Origin of the sequence: Aliiglaciecola litoralis (assembly GCF_039523355.1) — a bacterium.
Taxonomy (GTDB): domain Bacteria; phylum Pseudomonadota; class Gammaproteobacteria; order Enterobacterales; family Alteromonadaceae; genus Aliiglaciecola; species Aliiglaciecola litoralis.
The window spans coordinates 142,489-154,517 of sequence record NZ_BAAAFD010000001.1; the positions used below are offsets into that span (position 1 = coordinate 142,489).

Here is a 12,029-nt window from a genome sequence, read left to right on the forward strand (position 1 = left end):
GCAAACAATCGTGATTTCGGTTTTCGCAGTTAACTGATATCTCGCCGTTTCTTAGCGAAGGATTTATATATATTAATTTCAGATATTTCTTCAACGCTGTGCTGACAGGCTAAGCGATATCCTTCTTCTAGTAATGACTGGTTAAGATGTTGTCTGTCAGCGGGTAATACTTCCACGTCTTCAGAAGTCGAAAAACGACAGCTACCACATACACCTCCGCCGCCGCAAATTGATGGAATGTTGATGTCGTTATCGCTAAGCGCACTTAGTATCGAGCTATCTTTTCTGGCTGAAATAACCTTATCTTCATTAACTTTTAAAATATTAACTTTGAATGATTGCAGTTTAGAAAACCAAGAAAAACGTATCTGGTGATCAAAAATAAGGCGAATACTCCACCAGAACCCAGTACCCGATAATAACAAGGTCGCTAACGCAAAAAACTGGATGATTACATTATTAAAGCTTCCGGTTTGAGCATAATCCATAAAATGCAACATCAACAATAGATCGCGCCAGCGAGTTTCATCATTAACATGGGTGATAATTTTTGCATCTTTTGCTCTGACAAAAATGCTCGTGTTCAAACTATCAGTCAAGCTAACCCGCCAAACGGGGTTTTGTTCTCGAGTAAGCTCCTCTATTGGTGGTTCGAGGTATTCTACGTCACTCACTGTTGCTTGTTCTTTGTATGACAACATTGCGATTTCAGACGCGCTTTGGGCATTCAAAATGAATATTTTTCCCGTCTTAGCGTCAATCAATAAATCGTTGGCGGCCTGATACGAATGCAATGTTTTTTGAAAAACTAATTGATATAAAGGTTTCCCTAGCAGATACACTAATTTTACTTCTGTTGTCTCTGGATAACGTCTTAACAGGGCTTGAATGTTATAGGCAGGCTGAGCTTTTGCTTTCTCCGCTTGCGGTGTGAGTGTAAAAGTGGTGCGTCCAGAGGCTAAGGTGTGATCCAATTTGCCCAATAAAAAGCCTGATATTAACCATATCAATAATTGGACAAATACGATTAATGCCACCCACTTATGTATACGTTTGAACATCATAATTGTGGCTCTTCTTCATTACTACGAGTGAGGCGCAAATACAGTAACACCAAGCCTGCAAGTACCGCGAGAAAACCGGCAATAGTAAACACATTAAGCAGTATGTTATTGATATCATCTCCTTCAATGTAATCCATGATATGCAAGCGCCAAAAGGCATCAAATAGCCGCCAGCTATTGTGCCGTATAGTCGCCACTTCGCCATTGTGTGGATTAATATATAGCGTATCGCCACTTATCCCAGCGAATTTAACCTGCCACAATGGCAGTCTCCTTGCGCCAATTTCACTCGGTGGATTATCTACTATCAAAGATATACTGGATATCTCTTGCTCTTGTTGTAACGAGTTCGAGGCAATGCGTTGTGCCAGTGTTTCAGAAATGGCAGGGACGACTTTGCCTGTTTCAGCAATGACCATTACATCGTTACCATTTTGTTTAAAACGATAAACGGGTTTATCTACAAGCAAACCTAATCTGATATTAGTTGCCATAGGGTAACGCTCTAAAAGTGCAGAGATATCGTATTGAACAGCTTCAGCTGGCAGTGGCTGAGCTTCCTTAGTGATCAGACTTTCACCGTGTATAAAGTGGATATTGACAAGCACCATATAGACACCGCTAATCGACCAAATTAAAAATTGTAGTCCGGCGAACAACATTAACCAGCGGTGGAGTTTTCGAGTCTCTCTTAACATCTTCTATAACTCCTTAGCCAGTTGGTCGACGTGCCTTTTGCGCCACAGCAAGTAAATGGCAGGAAGCACTAGTAAGGTCAATAACATAACACTTACCATACCGCCTACCATGGGCGCAGCGATGCGGCTCATAATTTCAGAACCTGTCCCTGTGCCGTACAAAATTGGCAGAAGTCCAATAATAATGGTTGCTGCGGTCATCATTATGGGCCTTACTCGCATTCCAGCACCTTGGGTTACTGCCTCGCGTAATAGTGCATGATTTGGTTGGATCCCCTGCTCTTTGCTGGTGCGAAGCATCTCTTGATAAGACTGATTCAGATATACCAGCATAATCACCCCTATCTCGACTGCTACGCCTGCAAGTGCAATAAATCCAACACCGACGGCCACCGAAAAATTGAATCCTTCCAAATACATAAGCCAAATACTACCGACCATCGCCAATGGTAAGGTTCCCATGATCATTGCCACTTCGATAATATTTCTGAAGTTCAAATACAGCAGCACCATAATAATGGCCAAGGTAAGTGGGATCACATAATTCAATTTCTCTTTGGCTCTGAGCATATATTCGTACTGACCAGACCACGTAATTGAATATCCAGCAGGTAACACGAGTTTTTCATTGACTGCTTGTTGTGCGGCAGTCACATAAGTACCAATATCCACATCGTCAATATCGACAAACACCCAGCCGTTAGGACGCGCATTCTCGCTCTTTATTCCTGGTGGGCCATCTTCAATAAATACATCGGCAACATCGGCTAAGGCAATACGCTTTCCTTGAGGCGTCACTATAGGCAATAACCTTAATGATTCAGGAGATGAACGATACGATTGGGGATATCGAATATTAACAGGAAAACGCTCTAATCCTTCAATACTTTGGGTAACATTCATGCCGCCAATCGCCACTGAGATAACTTGTTGCACGTCCGCGATATTCAGTCCATACCGAGCCGCCTTGTCACGCTTAATATCAACTTTAATGTAGCGACCGCCAGCGACTCTCTCTGAATACACTGAAACGGTTCCGGCAACATCACTTAAAATGGTTTCAATTTGTTGTCCAATGGTTTGGATTTGGCCGAGATCTTGTCCTCCAATTTTAATCCCAACAGGGGTTTTAATACCGGTCGCTAACATATCAATTCGGGTTTTAATCGGCATAACCCAAGCATTGGTCAATCCTGGAATATTGATAAGACCGTCTAATTCTTTAATCAGATCTTGGGTCGTCAGTCCCGCTCGCCATTGATCCTTTGGTTTAAGTTTAATAAAAGTTTCTATCATCGTTAGCGGCGCGGGATCGGTCGCGGTGTCAGCTCGCCCTGCTTTGCCATAAACCCGCTCAACTTCGGGTACTGTATAAATGAGCTTATTTGTTTGTTGCAATATTTCCCGCACCTTACCGATAGACACACCGGGATAAGTTGTGGGCATGTACATCAGATCCCCCTCGTCTAACGGGGGAATAAATTCACTACCGATTTTATTTACCGGCCACAAACCGATTAACATCACTAAAAAAGCGGCGAATAAGGTGATTTTGGGAAACTGCAAAACCCGTTTTAATGACGGCAGATAGATAAAGGTTAGCAGTCGATTAAATGGGTTTTTACGCTCGGCTATCACTTTACCGCGAATAAAATAGCCCATGAGCACTGGAACCAATGTGATCGCCAATGCGGCAGCGGCCGCCATCGCATAGGTTTTTGTGAAGGCTAGAGGTGCAAACATGCGACCTTCTTGCGCCTCTAGGGTAAACACCGGTAAAAAGCTAACCGTAATGATGAGCAGACTCGAAAACAAGGCAGGGCCAACCTCAGTGGCTGAATCAATAACAATTTGCCATCGATTTTCATCAGTAAGTGGCGTTCGTTCCATGTGCTTATGCATATTTTCTATCATCACAATAGCACCATCTATCATCGCACCAATGGCGATGGCGATACCGCCTAATGACATAATGTTGGCATTGATCCCTTGTAAGTGCATCACGATAAAGGCGGTTAAAATGCCTACCGGCAAGCTGATAATTGCCACTAGTGATGATCTAACATGAAACAAAAACGCAATGCATACCAATGCCACTACCGCAAACTCTTCTAAAAGCTTAATGGCAAGGTTATCAACGGCACGGTCAATTAACGCTGAACGGTCATATACGGGGACAATTTCAACGCCATCAGGCAGACCTTTTTTTAGCTCTTCAAGTTTGATCTTGACTGCTTCAATGGTTTTTTGCGCGTTCTCGCCGTAACGCATAACCACTACACCGCCTACGGCTTCGCCTTCGCCATTAAAATCCGTCACTCCGCGACGCATTTGAGGACCAAGCTCAACATCCGCGATATCTTTGACTAAAATAGGGGTGCCATTGTTATTCACCCCCAAGGGGATTTGCTCAATATCTTGTTTCTTTTCAATATAACCAGTGGCGCGAACCATGTATTCGGCTTCTGCCATTTCGATAACCGAGGCCCCTACTTCCTGGTTACCACGCTTGATTGCCATTTGAATATGCGACAATGGAATACCGTAAGCTCGTAATTTTTCAGGATCGACTTTCACCTGATACTGCTTAACCATACCGCCCATTGCAGCGACCTCAGATACACCGGGTATGGTCTGTAATTCAAATTTTAAAAACCAATCCTGTAAACTGCGTAATTGACTAATATCGTGCTTACCGGTTTTATCAATTAAAGCATACAAATATATCCAGCCCACACCTGTGGCGTCGGGGCCGAGTTGCGGTTTGGCACTTTCCGGTAAATTGGGGGCAACTTGCGACAAGTATTCTAAAACACGGCTGCGAGCCCAATATATATCAGTACTTTCATCAAAAATGATGTAAACGTAGGAATCACCGAAGAATGAGAAACCACGGACGGTCTTGGCGCCTGGTACCGATAACATAGCGGTGGTAAGTGGATATGTGACTTGATCTTCGACGACCTGAGGCGCTTGCCCCGGATAGCTGGTTTTAATAATCACCTGTACATCGGATAAATCAGGAATAGCGTCAACGGGAGTATTTTTAATGGCAAATAATCCTGCGCCAACAATGATGCAGGTTGCCAATAATACGAAGAATCGATTAGTGACAGACCACCGGATAATTGCTGCAATCATGGGTGTTTACCCTCGTGCATTTGATGTTCTGTCATATTTGAGTCATCGGTTGATCGTGTTGTAAGGTTAACAATCACAAAGTCACCATCGTGGATCTCAAAGGTAAAGTGTATCGAGGATTGCGCTTTGAATAGGCCTAGATCCAGGTCTTCAGCAATCACAAAATCCATAGTGGCTGGACCGCGCCCCCATTTTTCAATTGCTTCTCGACTAATATTTACCATGCGAGCAGACACATCGACGGAATTGATCACCCCTGTAACCGTTGCCCGCGATACTTCGTCGTCTTGCATAGTTGCATGATCCATAACTTCGTCATCTGAACCCATGCGTTTAAAATCAGAACTGATACTACTTTCTGAGTCCAATAAAAATTGCGAGGAAGACACTACCCTGTCACCTTCTTCAAGCCCTGACAGTATGGTTGTGTACTCATTGGCAATATTGCCAACAGTAACGGCAACAGATTTAAATTGACCTTCACCTAGCGCCAGAACCACTCTGTCTTGTGTACCAGTGCGAATAACGGACTCGGTTGGAACAACTAAGCTCTCTGCGGCGAGGTCAGAATGAATGGTTACTTGTGCAAACATATTCGGTTTGAGTAAGTAATCTTTATTATCGAAACGCAATCTAACCTTAAGAGTTCGAGTAAGACTATCAAGCGTTGGATATACATAATCCACCTTGCCCTGCCATTTCTGGCCTGGCACGTAATCTAACGTCATGCTAACGGGTAACCCCTGTTTGATTAAACTTGATTGGCGCTCAAATACCTCAGCTTCAACCCACACTTGATCAAGCGCACCAATTGACATGATAGTGGTGCCTGGTTTCACAAAAAAACCTTCGCGAATATTGAGATTATCAATAAAGCCTGTTTGCGGAGAGGTAAATACGATGGTCTGCTGTACTTTGCCAGACTGGCTAAGTTGTTGTACCGCAGAAGCAGGCATCTGTAGCGCCTTTAAGCGAGATTTAGCCGCTTCTATTAGGTTGGTGTTTGAACGTTTTATTGCAAGTAAATATTCTTCCTGAGCATTCACTAATTGTGGAGAATAAAGAGCATATAAAGGGTCCCCTTTTTGTACATATTCGCCAGCGGCCTTTACATGTAAGATTTCGATCCACCCCTCTACCCTTGGGTGGATGTGCACCAAGGTATCCTCATTGTATTGCACATACCCTACGGTTCGAATTGGAACATGTAAGGCTTTACGCTCTACTTGCGCGGTTCTTACTCCTAAATTGTTTTCGACGTTGGGATTGATGGTCACTGTACCAGGTGATTGTATGGCATTGTCAGGCTGCGCATAAACCGGCACCAAGTCCATCCCCATTGGCGACTTCCCCGGCTTATCTCGCTTAAAGTTAGGGTCCATGGGGGCAACCCAATAAAGCGGCTCATTGCTGTCGGTGCTAGTACTTGAGGTGTGATTGTCTGTTGGTGATATCAAAAAGGTATAAGCCAAAAAGGTGGCCGATGCCCCTAGTGTTACTCCACCCATCAAGGTTAATACTGATTTCATGGTAACTGCTCCATTGGTGATGTTAACCCGATAGTGGATTGGGTAAGAAAGTACTGTATCTGAACGCGCGCTTTAAGCAGATTAGTCTGGATATTTAATGCGTCGAGTCTGGCATTAAGATCCGCGATCCTTGCCCTTACAACTTCTGCAAAATCACCGTCATCATTTGTGTAAGCGGTAAGTGAAGCCTCTGCTTGCTCGCGCATTTGTACTAAAATCGCGTTTTTATACAGTTGCTGACGTTCTTTTAAACCTTGATATTCTGCATAGGCGGACTGCAATTTATACATCATGCTTCTCAACATCAGTAATTTATCTGTTTTCATTGCCTCTTTTTCGTTCACGGCGGCAGATACCTGTCGGTCTTGTTTATTCGATGTAAATAGCGGAACTTGAACGGTAACTCCAATTGAAAAGAAGTCTGCTCGACTTGCGCCTGAAGAATCATCTGCTCGGTAGGCATAGCTGGCATTAAGGCCCCATTGAGGCTGGTAATCTTGCTTCGCTAATTCAATACTGCTGTCACTTGCTGATATGCGCTGCTCGATTGACATGATGCTAGGGTGGGCTTGCAACAAGCGCCCTAGCAATCGCTGATCATTGATTGCTATGGCATTTAGTGTTTGCTCAGGTATTGGTGTTATTTGATTGAGGTTTTCATCTAACTTAACCTGTAAAGACTGACTTAATTGCCATTGCTGTTCGGGCTGCACTATCCATTCCATCAATAACGCGCTGGCTTGCCTCTCTTGCGCTCTCAACCCTGTCAATCTATCGTCCAGACGACTAAGCTCCAACTGTGCACGAACAATATCTTGCTGCCTTACGTTCCCCAGTGCAGACGAATAATTTACTTGGGCTATCTCACCTAACTGTGCAAATAATTGACGGTCTTGCTCTATAAGTTGAATGCTTTGTTGTGCACGATAAACATCAAACCACAATGACGAAACCGTCATTCGTAATTGCGCAATGCGATCTTCTCGTTGAAACGGAAATTGTTGTGCGGTTTGTTGTAGTTGTTGACTGCGAATGGCTAAACTATCGCCTTTTGGAAGCATCTGTGAGACGCCAAATTTTAATTGCGTCATGGGTTCTTGGTTAAAGACAAAACCATCAACGGGCAAATTTGCCACGCCTACCGATACAACGGGCTCTGGGTAAGTATTCGCCGCCACACTATTTTCGCGTATGGCTGTTTCACGGTACTTATTGCCAGCGAGCCAAGGATCATTTTGTATCGCTAGTGTAATTGCTTTATCAATTGACAAAGCTTCTAGCCCATTGGCATTGGCTGTCGTAATTATCATTGCTGACATTAAAACGGTCAGTTTTAGTGGACACATGACGTATCACCCTATTTCACATTCTGATTTAAAACACGTTGAAATTTACTTGGTATAAAAAGCCAAGAATAAAATCAATCTCACCATCTCTTTGTTCAACGATGGGTTGAATTTGGACGGATCTAGATTGTAAAAAAGTTCAGGGTATTGGGTGGGCGTTGCAGTAGCGCAATAAATACATTGACCATACTGCCATTGGCGTCAAAGGTTTTAACCGAGTGAATATTTAATGAAGGATCAATTTCGCTGTCGATTAGCGCAGCAACTGACATCAGAGCTACTGGGCAGCAACAGTCTTTCTGACAGCAATCTTGGCTACTCTCTGCTGTTGCTTCACTGGCCTCCATCATCATGACGTGATGGGAATGATCAACGATTGAAGTTGTCGTGTCAGACAACATACTGTGATCCATCGTCATTTTATCATGTCCGTCACACGGAATCGCAAAGGCAAAAGTTTGCCCCACTTGCGTTACCAGTAGCAACATGACTAACAACATTTTTGACGAATGACGGATCACTTTTTTCCTTTTTATCGCAATTTAAGGTGGTTTCCACTAAACACCGAAGCACTTTACTATTCTATAGATTGAGCCGTCAAATGGAATTCATTAAATGTGCAAATAAGATGGGCTTTTTATACGCTCTTAATTGCGTACTTTTGGGTTTATGAATGTGAATACTAGCGTTTTTATCAGTAAAGCAATATTGACGTTAATAACTAATCAAAAGCCACAAACTAAAGCATACCAACTTTATACAACACAAAATCTGTTAACAACAGGTTAAAAAGTGATACATTTTGATTACTTTGCATGAATAAGGTCAAGTAAACTGAAGATTTTACCGATATACTTAATATGTTATTTTAGAGAAACTTAGGCACGTTTGAGCTATGAGTGAATAAATCAAACCATGTTTGAAAAGTTAAAGGTAGAAAAAGTCGAACTGGTTAAGCGTGTTATTCGTCAGAATAATTACGACCAATATGAAAAAACCTTTCGACAATGCTCAGAATTGGGATTAAACATTAATCGCCAAGCCCTTGACCGTTTCGCTAATAAACTTGAATTAATCGACAAGGCCCAACTCTCTAAGCGCCAGTATGAACTGCATAAAATGGAATTGGCTGCGCAAGATGAAAAACGTAAACGGGCATTGCAACAAGGTTCTCGCAACAGCTATCAAGGGCAAAGCGAGCAAGGTTCATCAAAGGATATGGAACTTGAAGCTCATTTAGACTCGTTAACCTCCGAGGAATTAGCGCCAAGAACCCGTCAAGCACCACCTCCTCCGCCGCCGCGCCAACCTTCCCCAGCACCAGCGCAACAGCGACAAGTCGCCCGTCCGCGTCGCAGACCCGCTGCACATGGAGATATGACCTACGAACAAGTTAAACAACGGGAAACGGAAATTACCTTCGAGCTCGGTGAATTAAAAATCCGTGAAAACGAGCTTTTGCAAGAACTGATCCGATTGACTGAAACCCTAGATAACAATCAAAAAAACTAGATTTATTTCAAAAAGATATTTGCGGCCATTAACGACCTCGTTATATTGTATTGCTAGTTCGCTAGAAACTTATATTGGACCTTAATGGACTTTGCTTTTATTTTCATCGCGTTTTTAGCTGGCCTAACAGTTAAGCTAGTTGGTTTACCACCGCTAATTGGGTTTCTCACTGCGGGGTTTATCTTAAATTTTTTGGGATACCAGGCTGCACCTTCACTTCAAGCGATAGCTGATCTTGGCATCACATTGATGCTTTTCACCATTGGTCTAAAGTTAAATTATCGAGATTTAATTAAACCTGAAGTCTGGGTTGGCAGCACGTTACACACCCTACTTTGGGTTGCACTTGTCACTTCAACTTTTGTATTTTTAACTGCTTTGGGTGTGGGCTATTTTAGTTATATCGATTTAACCACCTCAGCGCTGTTAGCGTTCGCTTTAAGCTTCAGCAGTACAGTGTGTATTGTTAAGATCCTCGAAGAAAATGGCGAGATCAAAACGCGGCATGGCAAAGTTGCCGTGGGGATCCTCGTTATGCAGGATATTTTCGCGGTAATTTTTTTAGTGATTGCCACCGGAAAAGTCCCTTCTCTTTGGGCATTGGCTTTGTTTTTATTGTTCTTTGCCAAACCCATTTGGTCAATCATCTTAGATAAAGCAGGACACGGTGAATTACTTCCTCTGACCGGTTTTTTGCTCGCCATCGGCGCTTATGAGTTATTTGAACTTGTTGGTGTAAAAGGCGATTTAGGCGCATTGGTTGTGGGTATGCTAATCGCCAGTCACGTTAAATCTACGGAATTATCTAAATCGTTGATGAGTTTTAAAGATCTCTTTCTCATTGGTTTTTTCCTATCGATTGGGTTTACCGCGCTACCAAACCTTGAAATGGTATTAACGGCGTTGGCCTTGTGCTTATTATTACCATTTAAATTTGGCTTGTTTTTCAGCATTTTTACCAAGCTTCGTTTGCGGGTGCGCACCGGATATTTATCAAGCTTGGTGCTGGGTAATTACAGTGAGTTTGGATTAATCGTTACGGCATTAATGGTGAACATGGGACTTTTAGACAAGCATTGGCTGGTTATACTGGCATTGTCGGTGTCGTTTTCTTTCTTGTTTACCGCATTTGGTTACCGCTCATCACATCAGCAATACAACAAAATCAAAGACAACCTCAAGCGGTTTGAACACCCATTGCGACTTAAAGATGATATTTTTGCGCAACCACAGAATGTACGGGTGCTGGTGATAGGTATGGGCCGGGTTGGTAAAGGCGCTTATTTAGCACTTAAAAACGTCCTCAAGGATAGCGTGTGGGGAATGGACGCCGATCCTACTCGCATTAGAAAGTTGCAAAAAAAGGACATGCAAGTCTTTGTGGGTGATGGAGAGGATGCAGACTTTTGGGAAAATTTCGATCTTCGTCAAACCGACATCGTTATGCTTGCCGTGCCCTCTGTTGAAGATATCAGTAATATAACCCGTCAATTACGCAACGCGCACTTTCAAGGTACCGTGGCATCCATCGCACGTTATGAAGATGAAATAGAATTGCTCCAAAAGGCCGGAGCTGACAAAGTCTTTAACTTTTTCACCGAAGCGGGAAGTGGTTTTGCTGAAGAGAGCCTACAGATGTTGGCATTGTCGTCCAAGTCTAAACCGAATCACCAATGATAACTATTTGCATTGCCTATCACGTTGTTTTTAAAGGAAATATACTTGTATTGAACGCGGATTAACTTATACTTACGACATAATTTCGCTGATCAGAGAGAGCTATGAAAGGCCTTCCCAATATTGTTGCAGTTCTTAACGAAATGCTAACTATCGAATTAACCTCAATAAATCAATATTTCTTGCATGCACGGATGTACAAAAATTGGGGTTTAGATAACCTCAATTCCGTTTGTTATAAAAAATCCATAAAAGACATGAAACAAGCCGATGAGCTGATTGAACGAATTTTATTTTTAGAAGGCCTACCTAACCTGCAAATGCTTGGTAAGTTATATATAGGTGAAGATACCGAAGAAATGCTGGAATGTGACAAGAAGTTTCAGTTAGAGCAAATACCTAAACTTAAACGTGCAATTGCATTGTGTGAATCAGAGCAAGACTATGTATCGAGAGATTTATTAGAATCTTTACTTGAATACGAAGAAGAGCATCTTGACTGGTTAGAGACGCAAGCCTATCAAATAGACAATATGGGAATCGAAAATTACTTACAATCACAAGTCAGTAAAGGAGAATAAAATGAAAGGCAATCAGAATATTATTAATGCACTCAACGGCCTGTTAGCCTATGAATTAGCAGCGATGGACCAGTATTTCATTCATTCTCAAATGTATTTAGATTGGGGCTTAACTAAACTGCATGAACGTATCGCCCACGAATTTGAAGATGAAAAAGGTCACGCTACAAAACTCATTGAGCGTATGCTGTTCTTAGAGGGTATACCTGACATGGCTACCCGTGAAGGGTTCAAAGTAGGCGATGACGTTCAATCGATGTTAGAAAGCGACCTTCGAGTAGAGTACGCAGTAACCGAAAAACTTAAACAAGCTGTCGCGCTGGCAGAGACAGAAAAAGACTATGTCACTCGCGATATGCTGATGGTATTGCTCGAAGATACCGAAATGGATCATGCTTACTGGTTAGAACAACAATTAGGGTTAATAAAACGTTTAGGTTTAGCGAATTATTTGCAGTCTCAATTGTAATGGTTAAGCAGT

Annotated in this window: 10 protein-coding genes; 4 read left to right on the forward strand and 6 right to left on the reverse strand. The window is 42.6% G+C overall.

The features are described from left to right. Positions 1-29: 29 nt before the first annotated feature. The 6 genes from ABD036_RS00595 to ABD036_RS00620 all read right to left on the reverse strand — a co-directional run bounded on the left by ABD036_RS00595 (position 30) and on the right by ABD036_RS00620 (position 8,299). Complete coding sequence (locus ABD036_RS00595) at positions 30-1,064, reverse strand: 2Fe-2S iron-sulfur cluster-binding protein (RefSeq protein ID WP_343855621.1); 1,035 nt, start codon at positions 1,062-1,064, stop codon at positions 30-32. Next, positions 1,061-1,762, reverse strand: coding sequence for a PepSY domain-containing protein (locus tag ABD036_RS00600; protein ID WP_343855622.1), 702 nt, complete (start codon positions 1,760-1,762; stop codon positions 1,061-1,063). Before ABD036_RS00600 ends, ABD036_RS00595 begins: the two co-directional genes overlap by 4 nt. Before the next feature lie 3 nt (positions 1,763-1,765). Further along, positions 1,766-4,903 carry an efflux RND transporter permease subunit gene (locus ABD036_RS00605; RefSeq protein WP_343855623.1) on the reverse strand — a complete coding sequence of 1,046 codons (3,138 nt, stop codon included), beginning with the start codon at positions 4,901-4,903 and terminating at the stop codon, positions 1,766-1,768. Further along, positions 4,900-6,432 (reverse strand): efflux RND transporter periplasmic adaptor subunit, encoded by a 1,533-nt coding sequence (locus tag ABD036_RS00610; protein WP_343855624.1) that lies wholly within the window; start codon positions 6,430-6,432, stop codon positions 4,900-4,902. The genes ABD036_RS00605 and ABD036_RS00610 overlap by 4 nt, the downstream gene beginning before the upstream one ends. Further along, complete coding sequence (locus tag ABD036_RS00615; protein ID WP_343855626.1) at positions 6,429-7,778, reverse strand: TolC family protein; 1,350 nt, start codon at positions 7,776-7,778, stop codon at positions 6,429-6,431. The genes ABD036_RS00610 and ABD036_RS00615 overlap by 4 nt, the downstream gene beginning before the upstream one ends. A 122-nt stretch (positions 7,779-7,900) precedes the next feature. After that, complete coding sequence (locus ABD036_RS00620; RefSeq protein WP_343855627.1) at positions 7,901-8,299, reverse strand: hypothetical protein; 399 nt, start codon at positions 8,297-8,299, stop codon at positions 7,901-7,903. A gap of 394 nt (positions 8,300-8,693) precedes the next feature. Between ABD036_RS00620 and ABD036_RS00625 the strand changes: the two genes are divergently transcribed. The 4 genes from ABD036_RS00625 (at position 8,694) to bfr (ABD036_RS00640) (ending at position 12,017) form a co-directional block, all read left to right on the forward strand. After that, positions 8,694-9,290: a hypothetical protein gene (locus ABD036_RS00625; RefSeq protein ID WP_343855629.1), complete on the forward strand. Its 597-nt coding sequence runs from the start codon at positions 8,694-8,696 to the stop codon at positions 9,288-9,290. Between the two features lie 84 nt (positions 9,291-9,374). Next, the gene (locus ABD036_RS00630) at positions 9,375-10,967 is read left to right on the forward strand and encodes a cation:proton antiporter domain-containing protein (RefSeq protein ID WP_343855630.1); all 1,593 of its coding nucleotides are present in this window, start codon (positions 9,375-9,377) and stop codon (positions 10,965-10,967) included. A gap of 104 nt (positions 10,968-11,071) precedes the next feature. Then, the gene (gene bfr, locus ABD036_RS00635; protein ID WP_343855631.1) at positions 11,072-11,548 is read left to right on the forward strand and encodes a bacterioferritin; all 477 of its coding nucleotides are present in this window, start codon (positions 11,072-11,074) and stop codon (positions 11,546-11,548) included. Between the two features lies 1 nt (position 11,549). Next, complete coding sequence (gene bfr / locus ABD036_RS00640; RefSeq protein ID WP_343855632.1) at positions 11,550-12,017, forward strand: bacterioferritin; 468 nt, start codon at positions 11,550-11,552, stop codon at positions 12,015-12,017. Positions 12,018-12,029 lie beyond the last annotated feature (12 nt).

What these genes read in the sequence shown, in the direction of transcription:
- ABD036_RS00605 (WP_343855623.1), bottom strand. Translation starts at nt 4,903, where the DNA reads ATGATTGCAGCAATTATCCGGTGGTCTGTCACTAATCGATTCTTCGTA.
- ABD036_RS00610 (WP_343855624.1), bottom strand. Translation starts at nt 6,432, where the DNA reads ATGAAATCAGTATTAACCTTGATGGGTGGAGTAACACTAGGGGCATCG.
- ABD036_RS00600 (WP_343855622.1), bottom strand. Translation starts at nt 1,762, where the DNA reads ATGTTAAGAGAGACTCGAAAACTCCACCGCTGGTTAATGTTGTTCGCC.
- ABD036_RS00615 (WP_343855626.1), bottom strand. Translation starts at nt 7,778, where the DNA reads ATGTGTCCACTAAAACTGACCGTTTTAATGTCAGCAATGATAATTACG.
- bfr (WP_343855631.1), top strand. Translation starts at nt 11,072, where the DNA reads ATGAAAGGCCTTCCCAATATTGTTGCAGTTCTTAACGAAATGCTAACT.
- ABD036_RS00595 (WP_343855621.1), bottom strand. Translation starts at nt 1,064, where the DNA reads ATGATGTTCAAACGTATACATAAGTGGGTGGCATTAATCGTATTTGTC.
- ABD036_RS00630 (WP_343855630.1), top strand. Translation starts at nt 9,375, where the DNA reads ATGGACTTTGCTTTTATTTTCATCGCGTTTTTAGCTGGCCTAACAGTT.
- bfr (WP_343855632.1), top strand. Translation starts at nt 11,550, where the DNA reads ATGAAAGGCAATCAGAATATTATTAATGCACTCAACGGCCTGTTAGCC.
- ABD036_RS00625 (WP_343855629.1), top strand. Translation starts at nt 8,694, where the DNA reads ATGTTTGAAAAGTTAAAGGTAGAAAAAGTCGAACTGGTTAAGCGTGTT.